Below are 22,478 nucleotides of genomic sequence, written 5' to 3' on the forward strand. Positions count from 1 at the left end.
GGGCCCGTCAAAGCTACGGCACGGCCGCGGCGGGCGTCATACGCCCACCTGCACGAGCTTCTTGCCGTCGAAGGTCACGACCTCGAAGTGGTCGATCTCGTTCGGCTTGAAGGCCGTGGCGCCGCCGATGTACAGGGGCTTCTTGGACTCCTCGGTCTTCGCGTCCGCGATGCCGTAGCCCCAGTCCGGGACGGACCACGACGACATGGTCACGCGCTGGCCGTTCTTCGCGACGGCCACCAGGGAGCACTTGAGCGGGCCCTTGACGTTCTTCAGCTCCAGGACCGCCTGGGTGCCCCACTCCTTCTGCTCCGTGCCGATGGTCGCGCTGGTGCCGGACGACGCGTCGGTCGCCGACTGCTTGTCGGCCATGGCGGAGAAGGTCGTCTGCGCGGACGAGGCCGTGACCTGCCCGCCGCCGGAGCCGCCGCTGTTCGCGGCGATGGCGGCCAGCGGCCCGGCGATGATCAGCGCGGCGGCCGCGGCGATCATGTAGAAGGAGCGGCGCCGCTTCTGGGCACGCTTCTCCGCCACCTCGTCGACCAGTCTCTCCACCAGCCGCGGAGTGGGCTTGGCGGACAGCGAGTCGCCGATCGACGGCGTACTGCCGGAGCCCGGCAGATCCGCGAGCGCGGCGAGCATCGGCTCCATCCCGGCCAGCTCGTCGAGCTGCTGGGCACACCACTCGCAGCCCGCGAGATGGGCCTCGAAAGCGGTTGCCTCGGCGTCGTCGAGAATCCCGAGGGCATAGGCGCCGACCGTCTCGTGCTCACTGGGCACCGAAGATCCTGAACCGGGACTCATGGGCCCAGACATACCCGGACCACCAGGGCCAAATCCCTGAACTCCCCCGTAACCGTTGCTCATCACGCCGTCACCCCCCGCTCCTCCAGTGCCAGCTTCATCGACCGCAGGGCGTAGAACACCCGGGAGCGGACCGTGCCACTGGGTATGCCAAGCGTCTCGGCCGCCTCATTGACCGTACGCCCCTTGAAGTACGTCTCGACGAGGACCTCCCGGTGGGCCGGGGTCAGGTCGTCGAGCGCGTCCGACAGCGTCATCAGCCACAGCGCCTTGTCGATCTCGTCCTCCGCGGGGATGACCTCCAGCGGCGACGGATCGACCTCCTGCGGCCGGGCCTGCCGGCTGCGGTGGCCGTCGATGACGATGCGGCGTGCGACCGTCACCAGCCAGGGGCGTACCGAACCGGTCGCCCGATTGAGCTGACCGGCGTTCTTCCAGGCACGGATGAGTGTTTCCTGCACGACGTCCTCGGCGCGCTGCCGGTCACCGGCGACCAGCCGCAGGACATACGCGAGCAGAGGTCCGGCGTGCTCTCGATACAGCGCACGCATCAGCTCCTCATCCGGTTCCGAGGGCTGTGATGAGGACATGCGATGTCGGGCCCTCGATCCACGTTCATTGGCCACGGCCGCATCCTTGCGCACGCCCACCTCCGGTGTCCGGGGGTTCCCCCAGTCGGTCGCTCGCCCACCCGTACGGAAGCGAGGGGTGACGTGTTCAAACGGAAGCCGCAGATTTCTTGGGGGTGGTGCGACGAGCGGGACATGCACGCACATTCCCACCGCATGATCTTTACATTTCCGACACATCGCCGGGGTGGTCGCGGGACGGCCGAGCTGCCCGGCCGGGACCTCCGGGAAACCCGGTGTTACGCAAATCACGCGGGGAAAAGGGGCGTCACCCCGCTCAGGCGCGGGCGAGGGCGGCCCGCCGACGGTGCCGGGCCACCCGCTCCCGGTTCCCGCAGACCTCGCTGGAGCACCAGCGCCGGCGCCGCCCCCGGGACGTGTCGAGGTACACGAGCGAGCAGTTGTCGCCCTCGCACTCCCGGACGGCCGCCCGGGCGACGGGATCGGTGAGCAGCTCGACGGCGTCCCGGGCGACGAGCGCGAGCAGCTCCGCGCAGGAGGGCGGGGCCGCCAGCTCCCGTACGAGGTCCCCGCCGTGCGTGCGTACGGCACGGGGCGCGGGGGTCGCGGCCCGGGCGAGGTCGTTGACCTGCCGCAGCGCGCGCTCGTACGGGACGGTGTCGAAGGGGTGCGGAGCGCGCACCAACAGCCCGATGCACGACCGCAGTTCCCTGAAGCCCTGCACCCAGTCCCCCTCGGCATGCCCCAGCGACGTACCGCCCGGCACCAGTCCGACACCCCCGATCCAGGCGCGCAACGCCCCGACGCCGTCCAGCCGTTCGACCGGATGCGAGGTGGCGAGGAGATCGAGACAGATGCGTCCGGCGTCGAAGCGCAGCTCGTACGGGGGCGTGGCCGTACCCAGTGCCATGTGCCTGTCACCGCCTAGGCAGGAACCGTGGGGACTCTCCGTGAGGGCTCCTCTTCACAGTGCCCGCCCGGACGCCGGGCCGGAACCCCTCGTACCGGCTGGACGCGCACGTATGCGCGAACGCGCCCGCGGGGACGCGCACCCCCGGCTCTCCTCCGTGGCCTCTTCGCGATTCACCGGGGCGGCGAGTCAACCACCGTTCCCCCACAGCTCTCTTTCACGGCGAACACATCCGTGCGTCACCGATGAAACGAGGTCCCCGTGAAGCAATCCGGCAGAAGCCGCGGACGGGCGGCCATAGCCCTCCCCCTCGCGGCGCTGGCCCTGTCCCTCTCCTTCGCCGGGGCCCCCTCCGCCGTCGCGTCGCCGCGACCGGCGCTCACCGCGCCGGCGATCGAGAAGCGGCAGGAGACGCTCGACAAGATCGCCGGACGGATCACCGAGGGGCTGTCCGAGTCGGACCGCGCCAGGATCCCCGGTTTCACCGACATCGAGGTCGACCCCCTCCACGACGGCCTGCGCCTGCACTGGAAGGGCAGCCCGCCCGAGCGGGTCCGGCACATCCTCGCCCACCTGCCCGCGGGCGTACGCGCCTCCGTCCTCCCGGCCCGCTACTCCAAGGCCGACCTGCACGCGGCCCGCGACAGGCTCCTGCACGGCGGACGCCCCGCCGATCTGCGCCTCCCCGGCATCGCGGCGCCCCTTCGCATCACGAGCGTCGGCCCCGCGGTCGACGGAAGCGGACTGGAGATCGGCTACGACGAGGACCGGGGCGCGGGCAGGAGCGACCGGCTGGACCCGCTGACGTCGGCTGCCCGCCAGGACCGGTCGAGCGAGGTCGCGGCGGTCACCGGCCGCCTGACCGGCGTCCGCACCACCGTGGCCTACCAGCCGTTGAGCGTGGACCTCTCCTCGCGCCAGGAGGACGACAGCCCGTGGCAGGGAGGCGCGGCCGTACGCAATCCGGGCGGGGGCATCTGCTCCAGCTCGTTCGCCGTCAGGACGTCCGGCGGGCAGTACGAGCTGAGCACGGCCTACCACTGCGACGGTCGCGGCGGTGTGTGGCACACCTACCGGGGCGGCAAGCTCATCGGCACCACCGACGCCGCCCAGCGACTCGCCTCGGACGACGCCCTGGGCATCACGTTGCCCTCCGGCCGGTCGGCCGGGCGCCTGTACGACGGCCCGGCGAGCGAGACCGACGGGTACTCCAAGCCGGTCAGCGGCTGGGGCCACAACAACGTGGGCGACTACGTCTGCACCGACGGCGCCAACTCCGGTGTGCACTGCGGCGTGCAGATCGCCGAGACGGACATCGGGGTCACGGGAGCGAACGGGGTGTACCGGCCGGCCACGGACCTCGCCTACGCCACGTCCCGTACGCAGGACGGCATCGCGGCGGTGAACGGCGACAGCGGAGGCCCTGTCTTCGCCGGGGTGAACAACTACACCGCCGACGAGGCACGCGGCATGATCACGGCCCTCGACCGCACGGTGACGTGCCCGTCCTCGGAGTACGTCCTCGACAGCGGCGTACGCACTCCGTGGTGCGTCCAGGGCGTGTACTTCGTGCCGATCTTCCAGACGTTGCATGACATGAAGTGGACGTTGGTGACCGGCTAACAAGGGCAGGGCAGGTCCGGCATCGAGCGGTTCGGCGAGCAGGTGACCAACGCCAGCGACAGGTAGGCGGGGCGCTCCAGGTAGGCCCCGAAGGACACATCCCGGCCGGTGCGCAGCCGCTCGGTGGCCGAGTCGGCCAGTGTGACAAGCCTGCCGGCGGCGCGTTCCCAGTCCGAGGTGAATCGGTCCGCGTACTCGGCGAGCCTCTCCACGAGCCAGGTCGCGGCTTCCTCGGATTCGTCCCAGGTCCCACGGATCAATGAGCGAGGTTTGACGAGCCAGTACGCCGTTTCGAGGGGTGGGAGATCCACGATGGGGAACTCACTCGCGACGTCCCGGTGGCGCCGGAACAGCCGCTCCGCCGCCGGGTCGCCGGGAGGCGGCGGGGGCTCGGGGTGCGGGGGACGCCGTAGGGCCTCGTTGTCGAAGCGTTCCTTGGGGCCGGTCCAGAGATAGCCGTGATGGTGCACGGTCGTTCCCGTTTCGAGTAGTGCGGGCTGGGCCCGGGGCGTCCGGGCCCAGCCTGGTACAGAGGCTCAGGCGTGCAGCCCGAACCGCGCCGGGTCGATCCCGGCCGCCGCCAGTTCCGCCGAGGTGAACCGCAGCGGCTCCAGCTCGGGGCGTTTGCTGTCTCCCAGCGCCCAGGCGTCGTCTGCGACCCGGGCGAGCACGACGCACCCCTCGGTGCAGGGGCCACCGCAGGCCTGGGCGAATTCCACGGTGTCGATGTCGAGTGCGTAGAGGTCGATTCCGTTCTGCATCAGCGTTCCTCCTGATGGTGAACACGGCCGGGAAGCGGGCGCTCTGGCCTCTTGCCGGTCTTCAGGCTGGAACCCGGGCGGCCATCCGGTCCACGAGCTTCTACGGACTTGCGTGACGGTCAGGCGAGGGCATCGATGGCTGCCGTGATGAGAGACCTGGCTCGGGCGCCGTACAGCGCGATGGCGGACAGCTCCGCGAACGCCCTGGCGTATTCGGCTGTCTCACCTGGTTGAGTGACCGTCAGATGTGCGGAGACGAGTTCCACGTTGACCTGCGCATCGTCGTACATGGTGAAGGACTCGACGGGCCACCCGCCGCCGCGGGCCGTGCCGAGGGGTATGACGCCCAGGCTGACCGAGGGCAGCGATGCGACGGAGATGAGATGGCCGAGCGCTCCGGCCGTGGTGTCCTTGTCGCCGATGACCGTGCGCAGTACCCACTCCTCGACGAGTACCGCGAACCTGTGGTTCCCGGAGTGCAGGATGCGCTGCCGATCCATGCGGACGGCCACGGCCTCGTCGATGTCGTCGGGGACGTCACGCAGGTGGGCCACGGTGTTCAGTACGGCTCGCGTGTACGCGGCCGACTGGAGCAGGCCGGGGATCACCCAGGACTGGTAGACACGGAAGCGGCGGGTGCGCTCGAAGAGAGGCGCCACTGACTGCTGGACCCGCTTCAGGCCCGCCCGTTCCATACGCCGCCACTGGATGTACGCACCCTCTATGCCGCGTGCTGTGGCGATGAGATCGGCGGTCTGCTCCTGGGCCGCACACTGAGCCGTGTACAACCGGATGTCGGCGTCGGACGGTGGAGTGTGCCCGTTCTCAAGGCGCGAGCACTTGGACTCGTGCCAACCGGCGCGCCGTGCCAGTTCCCGGGCCGTGAGGCCGGCGTCCTTGCGGATCTCCCGCAGACGCCGGCCCAGGGCCTGTCGTGCTTGCTTGACGCTGGACGAGGTCACGCTGGGGATGGTGGATCAGGTCAGCCGGTAGTCAGCGTGCGGTACTGCCAGGGGCCAGACGGAGTCGAAAGCGTTCGCGCAGAGTTTCACGACCGCCGGATCGTCGGTGAACTCCTCGTCTTCCGGGGCGAGTTCGCCGTCTCCATCAAAATGAAGGAAGATCACTGAGCTGTCATCGAAGAGCCAGAAGTCGTTGCCCGGCAGAGCCAGCCCGGAAGCACGGCGGCGGGGCAGCCAGCGCACCTGCTCGCCCGCTGTCAGGGTGGGGCCGGTCAGATGGTGCTCGAACCTGATGTAGTCCGACACCGGCTCCGACACGATGCGCGCCCTGCGCATCTCGACGCCCTGGCCCACCAGGTCGGCGATCAGCCGCAGCCAGGGACGGCGTTCCGGGTCACTGTCGGCCAGGTCGTTCCTGGCACCCTGCTGCCAGGCTGCAAAGCGGGGATCGGAACGCATGTATCCGTCGCGCATCTCCAGGTGAACGGCGGAACGGGTGCAGCCCCGTAGCCGTTCCTCAAGCGTCGGCAACGCCATCGCCGTTCACCTCCAGAAAGAACTGCACCATGCGTCGGGGGATCTCTACGACGTCTTCGTGACCGGGAAGATCCAACTGCGAGCGCCTGTCCTCATCGGTCACCTTCCAGCCCTGGACCAAGTAGGTGTCCTTCTCGTCGTCCAGGTACACGGTCGGCGACTTGCCCTCCGGGCTCTCGGGGTCCTTTCCCAGCTTGCGTAACACCATGCCTGGCCTCCTTCGACCGTGGGCGATCACTGGACCAGAGCTTGCAGGGTGCAGGGCTTCCACCACCACGAACTTGCGCGAACTTCTACACGGTTGCGCTCTCCGCCGCGTAGCGGACGAATGCCGTCCAAGCGGCGGGGGTGACGGTGAGGTGGGGGGTGGTGGGGGTCTTGGAGTCGCGGATGCGGAGGGGGGTGGGAGCGGAGGCGGGGGTGGATATTTCGAGGCAGTTGGAGGCGTCGCCGCTGTAGGTGGACTTCTGCCAGACGAGTTCGGACATGGCGGGTTCCTCAGAGTTCCTGGGCGATGCGGTGGATGAGGTCTCGGGATGCTTCGGGGCTGAGAGCGCTTGACTCCATACGGTTGACCACCGCGCGGTACTTGTTCAACTGCGCTTCCCCGTCTAGGAATTCACAGCCGTGATGCGCGTCCAGCTGCACCGTGTCGAGTTGGGGCACCGCTCCCGCCACGTAGTCGATTCCCTGGCCGGTGCCGTGGAAGTGCGCCTCGCCGAAGGGGATCACGCGGAGCGTGACGTGCGGGAGTTCGCTCATGGTCGAGAGGTGCTTGAGCTGAGCCCGGGCTGTGTCCCGGCCGCCGAACCCCATCCTGAGCGCCGCCTCGTGAACGGTCGCCGTGTAGGGGGTGGGCACAGCCCTGTAGAGGATGGCCTGCCGCTTCATGCGGTGGGCGAGGCGGTGCTCGATCTCGTACTGGTGGAGCGGTGGGAAGACCGTACGGAAGAGTGCGCGAGCGTGGTCCGTGGTCTGCAGCAGGGCAGGGATGTGGATGACCAGAGCCACCCTCAGCTCGTGGGCGTAGTGCTCCAGTTCCGCCAGGTCGATCAGCCCGACGGGCAGGTGATCCCGGTACTCGTCCCACCAGCCACGCTTGCGCCCGCCGGTCATCGCGGCGAGGGCTTCGACCAGCTCCGCGTCTGCGCAGCTGTACGTGCGGGCGAAGGTGCGCACACGGTCGGCGCTCACGGCGTAACGGCCCGACTCGATATTGCTGACCTGCGCCTGCTTGAGGCCGAGCAGCCCTGCAGCGGCGGTGGACGTGAGCCCGGATTGCTCCCTGAGCTTGCGCAGCTCGGCACCGAGGCGCTGCTGGCGCAGGGTCGGGATGGTGCTGGGCGGCACTGAACCCTCTCTCGTCATGGCGTCACCCACAGGAAGGAATTATCAACCCTTCCTCTCGATCGATGTTAATTATGACATCGCGACGCCCTATGGTGAGTCCCACCTCGTCCAACTCCCCTTACCCACAAGCCGGAAGCGCACCTCCCAAGGGCAAAGCCACCGCCGGGCGGAGTCGTTGGGCGAGCCCGAAGTCCCTTCTCTCGTCGGAGGTTTTCATGGGCACCGTATCCCTGCCCGACACCTGGACGTACGCCCTTCGTCTGCCCCATGATCCGCGCGCGGCACGTGTCGCACGTATGACCGTACGAGCCGTTCTCAGCGGGCATGGGAGAGGCGAAGTGCTCGACCCGGTCGAACTGTTGGCGTCCGAGCTGGTCACCAACGCCTACCGGCACACCAACGGACCCGCCTCCCTGCGGCTCACCGCGCTCTTGGGCGGGCGGATCCGGGTGGCGGTCTGGGACAGTCATCCCCGCATCCCCGCGCCCTTCGGGGAGCCGCCGTGGGACCGGGTGCCGCTCACCCCGGCGGATGCCGAGCAGGGGCGAGGGCTCCGGCTCGTGCAGGAGTACGCCGACTCCTGGGGCGGCCTCCTGGTCGGCGACGGACCTAGGGAACGCGGCGCGGGCAAGCTGCTGTGGTTCGAGGTGGGACACCCAGCCGTTGTCCGTGGCGCCCAGTACGGTGGGATGCGGAAAGCCGAGCGCGTGGGCACCGAGGAGCCCGCCACGTGAGCACACAACCGGACCACGGTCATGAGCTGATTCCCCGCCCCGAGCGCACTCCTGCGGCTGTTCGCATCGCGCTGGCACGGATCGCGCCCCACCGGCTGGGCGAGATGGAGCAGCACAAGGAGCAGGCTCTGGGAGCCGCTCTCCAGGACGGCAAGATCGGGCATCTCCAGTACTGGCTCACTTACTGGCAGGCACAGGTGGAGATCGAACGCCGGCCCGACCTGCGCTCCCGCTACCAGGCCGCCCTTGTCTCCGTACACAACACGGACAGCAAGGACGCCCCCGAGTTCCGCGCAGCCATGGCGGAACTCCGCGCCGTCGAGACGAACCAGGCAACGTACTTGTGAGCGACGCCGCTTCGCCTCACGCGTCCGCGTACTTCGCGTCCGCCGCCGGGTCCAGCGCGAGGCGGTAGCCGCGCTTGACCACCGTCTGGATCAGTTTCGGGGTGCCGAGGGCTGTGCGGAGGCGGGCCATCGCCGTCTCCACGGCGTGTTCGTCGCGGCCCGCGCCGGGGAGGGTGCGCAGGAGGTCCGAGCGGGAGACCACCCAGCCCGGGCGGCGGGCGAGGGCGCGGAGCAGGGACATGCCGGCCGGCGGGACGGGTTTCAGGTCTCCGTCGACCAGGACCGCGTGGCCCCGGATCTCCACCCGGTGACCGGCGACCGGCAACGAACGGGCCCGCGCCGGGAGTTCCTGGCACAGCAGTTGCACCAGCGGGCCCAGGCGGAAGCGCTCCGGCTGGACCGTGTCCACGCCGTGCGCCTGGAGGGGGAGGGCCGTCACCGGGCCCACGCAGGCCGTGAGGACGTCGTGGGAGAGGGCGGAGAGCAGCTCCGGGAGAAGGCCCCTGTCCTCGGCGCGCGACAGCAGCGACGCCGCCGCCGGGGCGCTCGTGAAGGTCAGCGCGTCCAGCGAGCGCGCGATCGTCGCGTCCAGCAGACGGTCCAGCGGGGCCGTGTCCTCCGGGGGCATCCAGCGGTACACCGGGACCGGGAGCACGTCCGCTCCCCCGGCCCGGAGCGATTCGACGAAGCCGGGGAGCGGTTCGCCGTGGAGTTGTACGGCGATACGGCGGCCGTCCACGCCCTCCTCCAGGAGGCGGTCCAGGACCTCCGCCATGGATTCCGAGGACGGGGACCACTCCTCCGTCAGGCCGGCCGCGCGGATCGCGCCCTTGACCTTCGGGCCGCGGGCCAGCAGTTCCGCCTCCCGGAGACGGGCGAGGAGAGGGTCGCCCAGGCCCCAGCCCTCGGCCGCCTCGACCCAGCCCCGGAAGCCGATGGCGGTCGTGGCCACGACGGTGTCCGGGGCCTGGTCGATGATCTCCTTCGTCGCGGCGAGGAGTTCCCCGTCGTCGGCGAGCGGCACGATCCGCAGGGCGGGCGCGTGCAGGACCGCGGCGCCGCGCCGCTGGAGCAGCGCGCTCAGCTCCTCGGCCCGGCGCGCGGCGGTGACGCCCACGGTGAATCCCGCGAGCGGGCCGTGCTCGGGATGCTGCTGCTCTTCGTCGTACATGGCTCTCCTCGCCGGGCCGGCACGCCCCTGCCGGTACGCCCTACGAGCCTGTCAACGGCGCGTGACAGGCCCGGTTCGGCCTCATTGCACTGGTGTTACGTCACACTTCCGCGTAGCTGGGCTGCGGCTTTGTCTCCACAGTCTCCTCCGTCACCGCCTGCCCCGCCGGGCGGCGAAGGTATACGGCCCAGGTCAGCGCGAAGCACACACCGTAGAAGGCGAGGAAGGCGACGAACGCGCCCGTACCGGAGCCGTAGGAGAGGAACGACTGCCGGAAGGCCATGTTGATGCCGACGCCGCCGAGCGCGCCCACCGCGCCGATCAGGCCCATGGAGGCGCCGGACAGACGGCGGCCGTACGCCACCGCCTCCTCGCCCGTCAGCCCCTTGGCCAGCGCCTTCGCCTGGAAGATGCCCGGGATCATCTTGTACGTCGAGCCGTTGCCGAGGCCGCTCAGCACGAACAGGACGACGAAGACCGAGACGAACAGGGGGAGGGACTTCTGCATGCTCGCCACCACCAGGACGGCGGTCGCGACCGCCATGCCCACGTAGGTCCAGAGCGTGATGCGGGCGCCGCCGTAGCGGTCGGCGAGCCGGCCGCCCACCGGGCGGATCAGGGAGCCGAGCAGCGGGCCGATGAAGGTGAGGTACGCCGCCTGGAGCGGGGTGCGGCCGAACTGGTTCGTCAGCACCTGGCCGAAGGCGAAGCTGTAGCCGATGAACGAGCCGAACGTGCCGACGTAGAGGAAGGACATGATCCAGGTGTGGGCGTCCCGGGCCGCGTCCTTGGCCGCGCCGGTGTCGTTCTTCACCGTCGCCAGGTTGTCCATGAAGACCGCCGCCAGGACGGCCGCCACGACGATCAGCGGGATGTAGATGCCCAGCAGCAGCCGCGGGCCGCCGTTCGCGCCGGTGATCGCCAGGGCGACGAGCTGGATGACCGGCACGCCGATGTTGCCGCCGCCCGCGTTCAGGCCCAGGGCCCAGCCCTTCTTCCGCAGCGGGAAGAAGGCGTTGATGTTGGTCATGGAGGACGCGAAGTTGCCGCCGCCGATGCCCGCCAGCAGGCCGACCAGCAGGAACGTCGTGAAGGACGTGCCCGGCTCCATCACCGTGTACGCCGCCACCGTCGGCACCAGCAGCAGGCCCGCCGAGATGATCGTCCAGTTGCGGCCGCCGAAGACGGCGACGGCGAAGGTGTACGGGACCCGGACGACGGCACCGACCAGCGTGACCATCGAGGTCAGCAGGAACTTGTCGGCCGGAGTCAGGCCGTACTTCGGCCCCATGAACAGAACCAGCACGGACCACAGGGTCCAGACCGAGAAGCCGATGTGTTCCGAGAGCACCGAGAACCACAGGTTCCGGCGAGCGATCCGGTCCCCGGTCGCCCTCCAGAATCCCTCGTCCTCCGGATCCCACTGCTCGATCCAACGGCCACTGCGACGGGGTACGGCTGGGGCTGTCATCGCTCCTCCACGGGCTCCGGCTGCACGACACTGAGCCCGAAGGTAGGGAGCGGGAGTTTCCGGGCTGTGGCTGTGGGTGACCGGAAGGGAACGTTGCTCTCACTCGCCGGGGGACGGCCGCGTGAGGGCCCTGCGACGCCCTACGACGCGATCCGGTACCTGTGCTCCGGGCGGCCCGTCGCGCCGTAGCGGAGGACGAGGCGGACCATGCCCTCCTTGACGAGGTAGGAGAGGTAGCGCTGGGCCGTGGCCCGGGAGACGCCGGTCAGTTCGGCGGCCTCGGCGGCCGACAGATCGCGGTGGGCGGTGCGCAGCGTCTGCTGGACGAGGGCGAGCGTCGGCGCCGAGTGGCCCTTGGCCGGGACCCGGGGAACGGCGGGCGGCCGGACCGCGCTGAACAGGGCGTCCACATCGGCCTGTTCGGTCTCCGTGGTCTCCCCGAGCGTGTCGACGCGGAGCTGGAGCTCGCGGTACGAGGTGAGCCGCTCGGCCAGGTCGGCGGCGCCGAACGGCTTGACCAGGTAGCCGACGGCACCGAGTTTCATGGCCGTGCGGACGGAGGCGATGTCGCGGTCCGCGGTGATCACGAAGGCGTCGGGGCGGGCGCCCCCCGCGTCCCCGGTGAGGCGGCGCAGCACGTCCAGCCCGCTGCCGTCGGGCAGGAAGATGTCCAGCAGCAGGAGGTCGGGCCGCAGCTCCTGGGCCGCCGCCAGCGCCTCGGCGACCGTGGCCGCCTCGCCCACCACCTCGAAGCCCCGCACCCGGGACACGTAGTCGCAGTGGATGTGGCTGACCCGGAAGTCGTCGTCCACGACCAGGGTGCGGATCATCGGCGGTCACCTCCCACGGGCAGCGCCTCGGCGAATCTGTCCTTCGGCCGCACGGCGGGGTCCGGCAGTCGTACGGTGAAGACCGCGCCCGGGCCCTCGCTGACGGTGATCGTGCCGCCGTGCCGCGACACCAGGCGATGGACCAGGGCGAGGCCCAGGCCGCGCCGGGCGGTGCCCCGGTCGGGGCGGGTCGACCAGCCGTCCTCGAAGATCGAATCGCGGGCGCCGGGCGGGATGCCGGGGCCGGTGTCCGCCACCCGTACCGTCGTGCCCCGCCCGCCCTCGGTGAGGGTGAGGCGGACCGTGCGGCCGTCCGCCGGGGGCGGTCCGTCGCCCGCCGCGTCGATCGCGTTGTCCAGCAGGTTGCCGACGATCGTCAGCAGCAGGCGCAGCTGCGGCGGGTCCGCGCCGAGCGCCGAGTCGTCGGCGAGCTCGACCCACACGCCGCGTTCGGCGGCCACCGTGGTCTTGGCCACGACCAGGCCGACCATCAGCGGGTTGCCGATCCGCCCCCGCACGAACTCGGTGAGCGCCTGCCCGGCGCCGGCCGACTCGACGGCCAGGTCGTACGCGTCGTCGTACGCCCCGATGTCCAGCAGCCCGGCGAGCGTGTGCATCCGGTTGGTGAACTCGTGCTGCTGGGCGCGCAGGGCGTCCGTCAGACCGCGTACGGAGTCCAACTCCCTGAGGAGTCCCACCAGTTCGGTGCGGTCCCGGACTGTCACCACCGCGCCCAGTGCGCGGCCGTGCAGGGTCACCGGCATCCGGTTGACGACCAGACAGTGCTCGTCGGTCAGGACGCTGATGTCGGTGCCGGTCAGGGTGCCGTCCAGGGCGCTGCGCAGCCGTCCGTCGGGCAGCACCTCGTCCAGGGTGCTGCCGAGCGCGGTGCCGAGACCGAGCAGCCGGCGGGCCTCGTCGTTGACCACGCTGATCCTGCCGTCCGGGGCGAAGGCGAGCACGCCCTCACGGATGCCGTGCAGCATCGCCTCGCGGTCCTGCAGCAGCCCGGCGATCTCCTCCAGCTCCAGCCCGAACGTGGTCCGCTTCAGCCGCCTGGCCAGCAGAAACGCGGCCGCGGCCCCGAGCGCGGTGGCGATCGCGGCGTACACGGCGAAGGTGGGCAGCTCGTGCCACAGCTCGCCGATGACGTCATTCTCCGGGATTCCCACCGACACCTCGCCGACCAGCTCGCCCGTCGGCCCGTACAGCGGGACCCTGCCGTTGGCGGACCGCCCGGTCGCGCCCTGGTCGGTGCCGACGTGCGGCCGGCCGTCCCGCGCCACGAGCGGCTCGGCCACCGGGGAGCCGACCAGCTGCGCCATGGGGTGCGAGTGGCGGATGCCGTGCAGGTCGATGACCACGACGTACGACGCCCCCGACGACTGCCGGATGCGTTCGGCGACGGCCTGGACGACGGCGCCGCCGCCGTCCTGCATGGCCCGCCGGATCTGCGGGTCGGCGGCCGTCGTCTTGGCGATGGCCACGGCCCGCTCCTCGTAGGTGCGGTCGAGGGCGGAGCGCTGCGCGAAGGCGAACAGGACGAAGCCGATGACGCCCGTGAGCGCCAGGATGGCGAGCTGGCTGACGAGGATCCGCGCGGACAGTCTCCCCCTCCCGCCGCGCCCGATCCGTATGCGGATGGGTGTCACAGGTGCCTCATCGCCCCTGTTCCGGTTGGTGCCGGGTCGGCCCTGCGCCGGACCCGTGGTGGCGTGATTGTGCCTGATGGCCGGAATTCTGCCCAGCCCCGTTTCACTGAGCAGAACGAGCAGAACTCCTGGTTACGCGGCTATCGCGGGATACCTGTGAAACAGCGACGTAACACCGGGTGGCCTCTAGCGTCTGCCTTCACCTCGACCCCCGAGGGGAAAGGAGACCGCTCCCCATGGCTTCCAGCAGTGCCGGTGCGGCGGTGCGCGAGGACGCGCACATCGAGATATCCGGGCTCACCAAGCGATTCCTGACGCCTGCCGGTGAGGTGTTCACGGCGCTGCAGGGCGTGTCGTTCACCGTGGAGCCCGGCCAGTTCTGCGCGGTGGTCGGCCCCACCGGCTGCGGCAAGTCGACCACCCTGGGCATGGTGTCCGGCCTCGACCGGCCCAGCGAGGGCTCGGTCAAGGTCGGCGGCCGCGAGGTGGACGGCATCACCGACGGCGTCAGCTTCATGTTCCAGGCGGACGCGCTGCTGCCCTGGAAGACCGTCCTCGGCAACGTGCTGATGGGCCCGGTCTTCCGGGGCGTACCCAAGCAGCAGGCGCAGACCTCCGCCCGGGACTGGCTGCGCCGGGTCGGGCTGTCCGGGTTCGAGGACCGTTACCCCCACCAGCTCTCCGGCGGTATGCGCAAGCGCGTGGCCATGGCCGCGGCGCTGATCAACGAACCCAAGATCCTGATCATGGACGAGCCGTTCGGCGCCCTGGACGTGCAGACCAAGGCGATCATGTCGACCGAGCTGCTGGGCCTGTGGGAGCAGATCCGGCCGTCCGTCATCTTCATCACCCACGACCTCGACGAGGCCGTGGCGCTCGCCGACCGGGTCGTCGTGATGACCTCCAGCCCCGGTTCGGTCAAGGCGGTCTTCGACATCGACCTGCCGCGCCCGCGAGGCTCCGTCCAGGAGATCCGCTTCCAGCCCCGCTTCATCGAACTCCAGCAACAGATCTGGGAAACGCTGCGCGAAGAGGTCGAGCGCGCCTACGCACGCACCGCAGGAGGCAAGGCATGAGCACGACGTCCACCGCTTCCGCCGCGCAGGTCGCGGGCGGCAAGCAGTCCTCCGCGGCGGCAGCCGCCAAGCAGGCCGCCCGGCGGCGGGTCGCGTCGGTCTGGGCGGGCCGCATCGGCATCGCGGTCTTCGTCATCGGCGGCTGGCAGGCCTTCACCACCTGGGGCATCGTCGACCCGTTCTTCTTCGGACAGCCCTCCGGCATCTGGAAGCGACTGGTCGACCTCTTCCAGCACGGCACCGAGTTCGGCTCCTTCTACGCGAACATCTGGACCACCATCCAGGAAGCGCTCATCGGGTTCGCCGTCGGATCCGTCGCCGGAGTCGTCGTCGGCGTGGCCCTCGGCCAGAGCCGCTATCTGTCCGATGTCCTCGGGCCCTACATCAAGATGGTCAACGCCATCCCGCGCATCGTCCTCGGCTCCATCTTCATCGTCGCCTTCGGCATCGGCGTCACCCCGAAGATCCTGCTCGCCGCCGTGCTGGTGTTCTTCATCGTCTTCTTCAACGCCTTCCAGGGCGTCCGCGAGGTCGACCGCAACATCCTGGCCAACGCCCGGGTCCTCGGCGCCTCCCAGATGCAGATCATCCGGCACGTCATCGTGCCCTCCGCGCTCACCTGGATCATCGCCAGCCTGCACAGCGCCTTCGGCTTCGCCATCGTCGGCGCGCTGGTCGGCGAGGTGCTCGGCGCGCAGAGCGGCCTCGGTCTCGTCATCAAGACCGCGCAGAACAACTTCGACCCGAACGGCGTGTTCGCCACGATGCTCGTCATCGCGGTCATCGTGCTGGGCGCGGAGTGGCTGATCGGCAAGCTCGAACACCGGCTGCTGTCCTGGCGCCCGCCGGCCCCCTCCGAGGCGAACTCCCTCTGACCGCGCCTGACTTCCTCCTCCCCCTTTCTTCTCCTTCCTTCCCGCGTCCCCCTCGCATGTCCGAAAGGTACGAGCCGCCATGCTGAAGAGAGTCCTCACCGCATCGATCGTCACCGCCCTCGCCCTCGGCGCGGCCACCGCGTGTTCCAGCAGCTCCGGTGGCTCGTCCGGCTCCGGCGGCACCCCGACCGTCAAGATCATGGTCGGCGGCATCGACAAGCAGATCTACCTGCCCTACCAGCTCGCCGAGCAGCTCGGCTTCTACAAGAAGTACGGCGTCAACGTCGTGCTGAGCACCGAGCAGGACGGCGGCACCGGCGCCGAGGACGCCATGGCCTCCGGCCAGGTGGACATGGCCGGCGCCTGGTACAACCACACGATCGACTTCCAGGCGAAGGGCAAGGCCGTCGAGGACGTCATCCAGCTGTCCGGTGCGCCGGGCGAGCGGGAGATGTGCACCCCGAAGAGCGGCGTCCACTCGGCCGCCGACTTCAAGGGCAAGACGCTCGGCGTCACCGACCTGGGTTCGGGCACCGACACCCTCACCAAGTTCCTGGCCGCCAAGAAGGGCCTCAAGACCGGCGACTTCAGCCGGATCGGGGTCGGCGCGGGCTCCACCGCCGTCGCCGCGCTCCAGAACGGCAAGACCGCCTGTGTCATGACGACGCAGCCGACGGTCGCCGCGATGGAGAAGAAGGGCGTCGGCACCTCCGCGATCGACCTGGCCACCACCGACGGCGCCACCGCCGCGCTGGGCAGCGCCTGGCCGGCCGCCAGCGTCATCGCCCGTACCGACTGGGTGAACTCGCACAAGGACGCGACGCAGAAGGTCGTCGACGCCCTCGTGGCCACCATGCACTGGATCAACACGCACAGCGCGGCCGACATCGCCGACAAGCTGCCGCAGTCGTTCGTGCAGAACCAGCTGGTGACCAAGGCCGACTACATCACGGCCCTGAACCAGGACAAGGGGCAGTTCCTCCCGGACGGCCTCATGCCGGCGGGCGGCCCGAAGACGGTCCTGGCCACCGAGGTGATGGTCGGCAACGCCACCTCCTCGATCGACCTGGGCAAGACGTTCACCAACGACTTCGTGATCCAGGCCAACAAGCTGGAGGGCCTGAAGACCACCACGACCCCGGCGGGCGCGAACGGCTGATCCTCGATCCGCTGACGGGGCCACCCGGTCGAAGACGACCGGTGGCCCCGTCAGCCGGTCGTCGTCATCTCGTCCGTCGCCGGGAGCCAGCTCCCCTCCGGCCGCCGCAGCCATCCCTGCGCCGCCGCGATCTGCGCCGCCGCCGCGCGCAGCGCGTCCAGCCCGGGATGGACCAGGCCCCTGCGCCACACCAGCGAGACCGGCGACAGCGGGACGGGGTCGACGAGCGGGCGGCGGACCGTGCGGGGCAGGGCCGGGAAGTCCACCACGGCCAGCACCGGATACCGGGTCTTGCCCATGATCCGCTCGAACTCCTCGTCCCCGACGGCCAGCGGCAGCGACGGGGCGAGCCGGATGCCGTACCCCTCGAACAGCCGGGACGCCAGGTCGGTCCACTCGGGGGTGCGCGGATTGCCGGCACCGGCGTACACCGTCTCCCCGGCCAGCCCGGCCACCGGTATCCCGGGCAGCGCGGCCAGGGGGTGTTCCTCGGGCAGGACGACGGCCATCGGCTCGTAGCGCACCGGCTGCCGCTCCAGCCCCGACCGCAGCGCCGGGTCCAGGCCGGCGAACCGGCCGAAGGAGACGTCCAGGCGGCCCGACAGGATCTGTTCGGCGGCTCCGGTCAGACCGCTCTCGTAGCGGGCCATCAGCTCGCAGTCGGGGGCGAGTTCACGGGCCCGGTGCAGCACCCGGCGACCGGTGACGAGGCCCGGCGAGTTGAGGTCCACCAGCAGCGGGCGGGCCTGCCCCGAGGACGTGCAGGCCGCCAGCAGCTCGTCCTGCGCCTCAAGCACCCGGCGCGCGTACGGCAGCAGGCGCTCGCCGTCGGCCGTCAGCGTCACCTGCCGCGTGCTCCGCAGGAACAGCTCGGCGCCCAACTCCCGCTCCAGCCGCCGCACATCACGGCTGAGCGCCTGCTGGGCGACGTACAGCCGGGCGGCGGCCCGGGTGAAGTGCAGCTCCTCGGCGACGACGACGAAGGCGCGCAGCAGTCTCGGGTCCAGGTGGGCGGGCATGACCGCGAACTTACAACACAGGTGCGTGAATGGGCGCCGAGCAGGTGTTGGACCCCTTGATCCGCCCTGGGCGAGGGTGCAGCCATGTCCTCCGTCATGTCCACGCTGGCGCGCCGAAGCGCCTACCGCCGGCTCTTCTCCCGCCGCGGCACCCGCGCGTTCACCACCGGCAATCTGCTCGCCCGGCTGCCCATGGGCATGTTCAGCGTGAGCGCCGTCGTGATGATCGCCGGGTCCCGGGGTTCGTACGCCCTCGCCGGTGCCGTCACCGCGACCGGGCTCGCCGCGACCGGGCTGGCCGGGCCCTGGATCGCCCGGCTGATCGACCGGCACGGGCAGGCCCGGATCGCCGTGCCCGCCACGCTGGTCTCCGTGCTCGGCAGCCTCGCGCTGCTGCTGTGCGTGCGCTTCGGCGCTCCCGACTGGACCCTGTTCGCCGCCTACGCCGCGACCGCGGCCACCCCCAACATCGGCGGCCTGTCCCGCGCCCGCTGGGCCCATCTGCTGCGCGACGACCCCGGTGCGCTGCACACCGCGAACGCCTTCGAGCAGGCCGCCGACGAGCTGTGCTTCATGCTCGGCCCGGTGCTCGCGTCCTTCCTGACCGGCACGCTCTTCCCGGAGGCGGGCACGCTCACCGGGGCGGTGCTGCTGCTCGCCGGCATGCTGCTGTTCACCGCGCAGCGCGCCACCGAGCCGCCGGCCGGCACGCGTTCGAAGGCGCCGTCGCCGCTGCGCAGCCCCGGCGTCCGGCCGCTGTTGGCCTGCTTCGTCGCGACCGGCATGGTGTTCGGCTCGATGGAGGTCGGCACGATCGCCTTCGCCGACGCGCACGGGCACCGCGCGGTGGCCGGTGCCGTGCTCGCGCTCCAGGCGGCGGGCTCGTGCGCGGCGGGCCTGGTGTTCGGGGCGCGCAGGCCCGCGGGGGTCCGGCTCGGCCACTGCCTGGCCGCCATGGCCGTCCTGATGACCCTGCCGTGGGCGGCGGCCGGGGCGGCCGGTTCGCTGCCGGCGCTCGCGGGCGCGCTGCTGGTCGCGGGCATGGCGACCGCGCCGACGATGGTGACGGCGATGACCCTGGTGCAGCGGCGCACCCCGGCCGACCGGCTGAACGAGGGCATGAGCCTGGTGGTGACCGGGCTGCTCACGGGCATCGCCTGCGGCTCGGCGACCGGCGGCTGGGCGGCCGAGCACCTCTCCCCGGGCGCCGCCCTCGCCGTCCCGGCCGCCGCGGCCACGCTCGCGCTGCTCGTCCACACCGCGTCGGCCCGCCGTACGCCGGCATGACGAAGGCCCCGCCGCTCGAAGCGACGGGGCCTTTGCCCACATGGGGTACCCCCGAAGGGGTTGGTGGAGATGGCGGGAATCGAACCCGCGTCCAACGGTGCGGAATCAGGGCTTCTCCGTGTGCAGTTCGCTGTGATTTTCTCAGCCCCGGCGATCACGCGAACAAGTCGCCGACGGGCTCAGTCACTGTTGGATTTCCCTCTTCACCCCGTGACCGGGATCAAGGTTTAGTTCCCTAGCTGATGCCAGGATCCGGGTCGGGAACAGCCCCGGGCTGACACTTCGCAAGTCGCTACTTAGGCAGCGAGGGCGAAGGAATCGCGCTTGGTGTTGGCGATTATTTTTTGCGACATATGGTTTACGAGATCATTGCCGCTTCCTCGACACGCTTCCCCTGCTTCGACAGCCGCTGTCGAAACCGATCATCCCCATGTTGTGTTTTCAATGCGCACACCGCGTTCAACCGGTGTTGGTGCCATCGTACGTGACCAACCCACGCCGATGCCACCGTATTCCCGGCCTACACGCCGCGCTGCCTCCGCTTCGCCGCCGCGATGGCGCGGTCCGACTCGCGCCGGTCCTGCTTCTCCCGCAGGGTCTGCCGCTTGTCGTACTCCTTCTTGCCTCGCGCGAGCGCGATCTCGGCCTTCGCGCGGCCGTCCCTGAAGTACAGGGCGAGCGGCACGATCGTGTGACCCGTCTCCTGGGCCTTGGACTCCAGCTTGTCGATCTCCTCGCGGTGCAGCAGCAGCTTGCGCTTGCGGCGCGCGGAGTGGTTGGTCCAGCTGCCCTGGTGGTACTCCGGGATGTGGGCGTTGTGCAGCCACGCCTCGCCCCGGTCGATCTGGACGAAGCCGTCGGTCAGCGACGTCCGTCCCTCGCGCAGCGACTTGACCTCGGTGCCGGTGAGTACGAGACCGGCCTCGTAGGTGTCGATGATCGCGTAGTCGTGCCGGGCCTTCTTGTTCTGGGCGACGATCTTGCGCTTGCCGCCCTTCTCGCCGTCCCTGGCCTTGGCGGCCCCGCCGCCCTGCTTGGGCTGGGACTCCTTGGGTACGTACATTCCCTTGCTCATAGTGCCGTCCATTTTCGCACTACGGAGGGGTCGTGCGGCCAGCCTTTAATCGGGGTCGCCCAGGCCGGTGAGCACGGTCTCGGCCCGCTCCACGGCGGCCTGTCCGTCGGCCTGCCCGGCATCCAGGTCGGGGGTGATCCCGCGGCCGTCGACGCTGTGGCCCAAGGGGGTGCGGTAGTGGCCGACGGTCAGCTCGGCCACCGACCCGTCGGGCAGCGTGGTCGGCATCTGGATGGAGCCCTTGCCGAAGGTGCGCGAGCCGATCACCACCGCGCGGCCCCGGTCCTGGAGGGCGCCGGTGAGCATCTCGGCCGCGCTCATCGTGCCGCCGTCGACCAGGGCGACCAGGGGCCGGCCGGTGTCACCGCCGGGGTCGGCGTGCAGGGAGCGCTGGGCGCCGTCGACGTCGTACGTGGCGACGAGGCCGCCGTCGAGGAAGGCGGAGGAGGTCTCCACGGCCTCGTTGACCAGTCCGCCGGAGTTGCCGCGCAGGTCGAGGATGATCCCGCCGTCGGCGGGGGCGGCACGGACCGCGGCGCGCACGGCGTCGCCGGAGCCCCTGGTGAACGCGGCGATCCTGATGACGGTGACCCCGCCGGGCAGCTGGGAGACGGTCACCGAGTCGGTGGACAGGCTGGCCCGGCGCAGTTTCTCGGTCCACGTGCGTGTGCCGCGTTGCAGGCCCAGTGTGACGGTCGTACCGGCGGCCGCGTCGTCGGCGTCGCCGCGCAGTAAGGACACCACGTCGGTGACCGGGCGGCCGTCGACCCTGCCGCCGTCGACGCTGATGAGCCGGTCGCCCTGGCGGATGCCGGCGCGGGCGGCGGGCGAGTCGGGCTGGACCTTGGTCACCTCGATCCGGCCGTCCTGCTCGCGGCCCGCCGACAGGCCGACGCCGGTGTATCTGCCGTCGAGGGCCTCCTGGAACTCCTGGTACTCGCCCTCGGAGTAGACCGCGCCCCAGCGGTCGCCGCTGCGGCTGACCGCCCGTTCGGCCGCCTCCATCGGGGACTTGCCGTCGGCCATCGCGTCGGCGGCGGCCTTCTGGACGTCCTCGTGCCGGGTGGTCGGGTGCGACGGGCCGGCGGCGGACCTGCGCGCGTGCGCGGTGGGGACGGTGTCGATGGTCTCCGGGAAGGAGCCGGTGGCGGCGCCGGTGACCAGGACGCCGGCGAAGACCAATGTCAGGGCGGCCCCGCGGCGGATGCGGCGGGGCGGACAGAACAGGTCTCGGCACAGTTCTCGGCCTGACATGGCCGTGAGTCTAGGACAACGAAAAGGGCCGCACGGGCAGATGCCCGTACGGCCCTCTTGGCATGCGTCACACCTTCAGGTACTTGCGCAGCGCGAAGAACGCCGCCAGCGCGGGCATCAGCACGCTCGTCGCGAGGATCAGCGGCAGCTTCGTCAACACCGCGTCCCAGCCGACGAAGTTGATGAGCTGGAGCTTGTGGGCGAGGTCCATGCCGTGGTCGATCGTGAAGTACCGGCCGACCACCAGGGCGACACAGGCGAGGCCGCCGCCGATGAGTCCGGCGACCGCGGCCTCCATGATGAACGGCGCCTGGATGTAGAAGCCCGAGGCTCCGACCAGGCGCATGATCCCGGTCTCGCGCCGGCGGCTGAACGCCGAGACGCGCACGGTGTTGACGATCAGCAGCAGGGCGACGATCAGCATCATCGCCATCACGCCGAGCGCACCGCGGTTCATCAGGTTCAGCAGCTGGAACAGGTTGTCCAGGATGCCCTTCTGGTCCTGCACCGACTGCACGCCGTCACGCCCGTTGAAGGCGCTCGCGATGACCTGGTACTTCTGCGGGTCCTTCAGCTTGATGCGGTACGACTCCTGCATCTGGTCCGGCGTGAGCGAACTGGCCAGCGGGGAGTTGCCGAACTGCTCCTTGTAGTGCTTGTAGGCCTCGTCCTGCGACTCGTACGACACCTTCTCGACGATGGTCATCTTGTGCAGGTCGTCGAGGATCTGCTTCTTCTGGTCATCGGTGACCGCGCCCTTGGCGCAGTTGGCGTCCGACTCCGCGTCGTGCTTGTTGCACAGGAAGATCGAGACGTTGACCTTGTCGTACCAGTAGCCCTTCATGGTGGACACCTGGTCGCTCATCAGCAGCGAGCCGCCGAAGAGGGCCAGGGACAGGGCGACGGAGACGATGACGGCGAACGTCATCGTCAGATTGCGGCGGAGACCGACACCGATCTCGGACAGGACGAACTGGGCGCGCATGGCGGG

At 70.3% G+C, this 22,478-nt stretch carries 25 protein-coding genes and 1 other RNA gene; 7 read left to right on the plus strand and 19 right to left on the minus strand.

Annotated features, from left to right (window positions below):
- Positions 1-36: 36 nt before the first annotated feature.
- The 3 genes from ACZ4MF_RS29205 to ACZ4MF_RS29215 all read right to left on the minus strand — a co-directional run bounded on the left by ACZ4MF_RS29205 (position 37) and on the right by ACZ4MF_RS29215 (position 2,304).
- Positions 37-780 (minus strand): anti-sigma factor family protein, encoded by a 744-nt coding sequence (locus ACZ4MF_RS29205; RefSeq protein ID WP_467494836.1) that lies wholly within the window; start codon positions 778-780, stop codon positions 37-39.
- Between the two features lie 86 nt (positions 781-866).
- Positions 867-1,454 (minus strand): sigma-70 family RNA polymerase sigma factor, encoded by a 588-nt coding sequence (locus tag ACZ4MF_RS29210; protein WP_079173430.1) that lies wholly within the window; start codon positions 1,452-1,454, stop codon positions 867-869.
- Positions 1,455-1,710: 256 nt separating this feature from the next.
- Complete coding sequence (locus ACZ4MF_RS29215) at positions 1,711-2,304, minus strand: CGNR zinc finger domain-containing protein (RefSeq protein ID WP_467494837.1); 594 nt, start codon at positions 2,302-2,304, stop codon at positions 1,711-1,713.
- A gap of 261 nt (positions 2,305-2,565) precedes the next feature.
- Here ACZ4MF_RS29215 and ACZ4MF_RS29220 point away from each other — a divergent pair, with 261 nt between their 5' ends.
- Positions 2,566-3,927 carry a S1 family peptidase gene (locus tag ACZ4MF_RS29220; RefSeq protein WP_467494838.1) on the plus strand — a complete coding sequence of 454 codons (1,362 nt, stop codon included), beginning with the start codon at positions 2,566-2,568 and terminating at the stop codon, positions 3,925-3,927.
- Here ACZ4MF_RS29220 and ACZ4MF_RS29225 read toward each other — a convergent pair.
- From ACZ4MF_RS29225 to ACZ4MF_RS29255, 7 genes are all read right to left on the minus strand, one after another.
- Positions 3,924-4,397, minus strand: a complete 474-nt coding sequence (locus ACZ4MF_RS29225) for a hypothetical protein (RefSeq protein ID WP_467494839.1) — start codon at positions 4,395-4,397, stop codon at positions 3,924-3,926. The genes ACZ4MF_RS29220 and ACZ4MF_RS29225 overlap by 4 nt on opposite strands.
- Before the next feature lie 66 nt (positions 4,398-4,463).
- Positions 4,464-4,688 (minus strand): DUF397 domain-containing protein, encoded by a 225-nt coding sequence (locus ACZ4MF_RS29230; protein ID WP_467494840.1) that lies wholly within the window; start codon positions 4,686-4,688, stop codon positions 4,464-4,466.
- 119 nt (positions 4,689-4,807) lie between these two features.
- The gene (locus ACZ4MF_RS29235; protein ID WP_467494841.1) at positions 4,808-5,650 is read right to left on the minus strand and encodes a helix-turn-helix domain-containing protein; all 843 of its coding nucleotides are present in this window, start codon (positions 5,648-5,650) and stop codon (positions 4,808-4,810) included.
- A gap of 15 nt (positions 5,651-5,665) precedes the next feature.
- A complete protein-coding gene (locus tag ACZ4MF_RS29240; protein WP_467494842.1) occupies positions 5,666-6,187 on the minus strand; it encodes a DUF6879 family protein in 522 nt (173 codons plus the stop codon).
- Positions 6,168-6,395: a hypothetical protein gene (locus ACZ4MF_RS29245; protein WP_467494843.1), complete on the minus strand. Its 228-nt coding sequence runs from the start codon at positions 6,393-6,395 to the stop codon at positions 6,168-6,170. The genes ACZ4MF_RS29240 and ACZ4MF_RS29245 overlap by 20 nt, the downstream gene beginning before the upstream one ends.
- An 85-nt stretch (positions 6,396-6,480) precedes the next feature.
- Positions 6,481-6,675: a DUF397 domain-containing protein gene (locus tag ACZ4MF_RS29250; RefSeq protein WP_467494844.1), complete on the minus strand. Its 195-nt coding sequence runs from the start codon at positions 6,673-6,675 to the stop codon at positions 6,481-6,483.
- A gap of 10 nt (positions 6,676-6,685) precedes the next feature.
- Positions 6,686-7,537: a helix-turn-helix domain-containing protein gene (locus ACZ4MF_RS29255; RefSeq protein WP_467494845.1), complete on the minus strand. Its 852-nt coding sequence runs from the start codon at positions 7,535-7,537 to the stop codon at positions 6,686-6,688.
- A gap of 215 nt (positions 7,538-7,752) precedes the next feature.
- Here ACZ4MF_RS29255 and ACZ4MF_RS29260 point away from each other — a divergent pair, with 215 nt between their 5' ends.
- Both ACZ4MF_RS29260 and ACZ4MF_RS29265 read left to right on the plus strand, forming a co-directional pair.
- Positions 7,753-8,271 carry an ATP-binding protein gene (locus ACZ4MF_RS29260; protein WP_467494846.1) on the plus strand — a complete coding sequence of 173 codons (519 nt, stop codon included), beginning with the start codon at positions 7,753-7,755 and terminating at the stop codon, positions 8,269-8,271.
- Positions 8,268-8,618, plus strand: coding sequence for a hypothetical protein (locus tag ACZ4MF_RS29265; RefSeq protein ID WP_467494847.1), 351 nt, complete (start codon positions 8,268-8,270; stop codon positions 8,616-8,618). Before ACZ4MF_RS29260 ends, ACZ4MF_RS29265 begins: the two co-directional genes overlap by 4 nt.
- A gap of 16 nt (positions 8,619-8,634) precedes the next feature.
- Here ACZ4MF_RS29265 and ACZ4MF_RS29270 read toward each other — a convergent pair whose 3' ends face one another.
- From ACZ4MF_RS29270 to ACZ4MF_RS29285, 4 genes are all read right to left on the minus strand, one after another.
- On the minus strand, positions 8,635-9,789 hold the full coding sequence (locus ACZ4MF_RS29270; protein ID WP_467494848.1) for a uroporphyrinogen-III synthase: 1,155 nt from the start codon (positions 9,787-9,789) through the stop codon (positions 8,635-8,637).
- A gap of 100 nt (positions 9,790-9,889) precedes the next feature.
- Positions 9,890-11,260: a NarK family nitrate/nitrite MFS transporter gene (locus ACZ4MF_RS29275; protein ID WP_467494849.1), complete on the minus strand. Its 1,371-nt coding sequence runs from the start codon at positions 11,258-11,260 to the stop codon at positions 9,890-9,892.
- Between the two features lie 140 nt (positions 11,261-11,400).
- A complete protein-coding gene (locus tag ACZ4MF_RS29280; RefSeq protein ID WP_467494850.1) occupies positions 11,401-12,090 on the minus strand; it encodes a response regulator in 690 nt (229 codons plus the stop codon).
- The gene (locus tag ACZ4MF_RS29285; protein WP_467494851.1) at positions 12,087-13,742 is read right to left on the minus strand and encodes a sensor histidine kinase; all 1,656 of its coding nucleotides are present in this window, start codon (positions 13,740-13,742) and stop codon (positions 12,087-12,089) included. The genes ACZ4MF_RS29280 and ACZ4MF_RS29285 overlap by 4 nt, the downstream gene beginning before the upstream one ends.
- Positions 13,743-13,978: 236 nt before the next feature.
- On the opposite strand from ACZ4MF_RS29285, the gene ACZ4MF_RS29290 reads away from it, so the two are divergent.
- From ACZ4MF_RS29290 to ACZ4MF_RS29300, 3 genes are all read left to right on the plus strand, one after another.
- On the plus strand, positions 13,979-14,818 hold the full coding sequence (locus ACZ4MF_RS29290) for an ABC transporter ATP-binding protein (RefSeq protein ID WP_467494852.1): 840 nt from the start codon (positions 13,979-13,981) through the stop codon (positions 14,816-14,818).
- Entirely contained in the window at positions 14,815-15,693 is an 879-nt protein-coding gene (locus ACZ4MF_RS29295) for an ABC transporter permease (RefSeq protein WP_467494853.1), read from the plus strand. The genes ACZ4MF_RS29290 and ACZ4MF_RS29295 overlap by 4 nt, the downstream gene beginning before the upstream one ends.
- Before the next feature lie 79 nt (positions 15,694-15,772).
- Positions 15,773-16,852, plus strand: a complete 1,080-nt coding sequence (locus tag ACZ4MF_RS29300) for an ABC transporter substrate-binding protein (RefSeq protein WP_467494854.1) — start codon at positions 15,773-15,775, stop codon at positions 16,850-16,852.
- Positions 16,853-16,902: 50 nt separating this feature from the next.
- Here ACZ4MF_RS29300 and ACZ4MF_RS29305 read toward each other — a convergent pair whose 3' ends face one another.
- Positions 16,903-17,871 carry a LysR family transcriptional regulator gene (locus ACZ4MF_RS29305; RefSeq protein ID WP_467494855.1) on the minus strand — a complete coding sequence of 323 codons (969 nt, stop codon included), beginning with the start codon at positions 17,869-17,871 and terminating at the stop codon, positions 16,903-16,905.
- Positions 17,872-17,955: 84 nt separating this feature from the next.
- Here ACZ4MF_RS29305 and ACZ4MF_RS29310 point away from each other — a divergent pair, with 84 nt between their 5' ends.
- Positions 17,956-19,158, plus strand: coding sequence for an MFS transporter (locus tag ACZ4MF_RS29310; protein WP_467494856.1), 1,203 nt, complete (start codon positions 17,956-17,958; stop codon positions 19,156-19,158).
- A 61-nt stretch (positions 19,159-19,219) separates the two neighbouring features.
- On the opposite strand, the gene ssrA is transcribed toward ACZ4MF_RS29310, so the two are convergent.
- The 4 genes from ssrA to ftsX form a co-directional block, all read right to left on the minus strand.
- Positions 19,220-19,588: a transfer-messenger RNA gene (gene ssrA / locus ACZ4MF_RS29315) on the minus strand.
- 90 nt (positions 19,589-19,678) lie between these two features.
- Positions 19,679-20,221: an SsrA-binding protein SmpB gene (gene smpB / locus ACZ4MF_RS29320; protein ID WP_356031748.1), complete on the minus strand. Its 543-nt coding sequence runs from the start codon at positions 20,219-20,221 to the stop codon at positions 19,679-19,681.
- Between the two features lie 57 nt (positions 20,222-20,278).
- A complete protein-coding gene (locus ACZ4MF_RS29325; RefSeq protein WP_467494857.1) occupies positions 20,279-21,487 on the minus strand; it encodes a S41 family peptidase in 1,209 nt (402 codons plus the stop codon).
- A gap of 67 nt (positions 21,488-21,554) precedes the next feature.
- Positions 21,555-22,472 (minus strand): permease-like cell division protein FtsX, encoded by a 918-nt coding sequence (ftsX, locus tag ACZ4MF_RS29330; protein WP_356031675.1) that lies wholly within the window; start codon positions 22,470-22,472, stop codon positions 21,555-21,557.
- Positions 22,473-22,478 lie beyond the last annotated feature (6 nt).

The sequence above is a fragment of the Streptomyces sp. NPDC025793 genome, assembly GCF_055558375.1.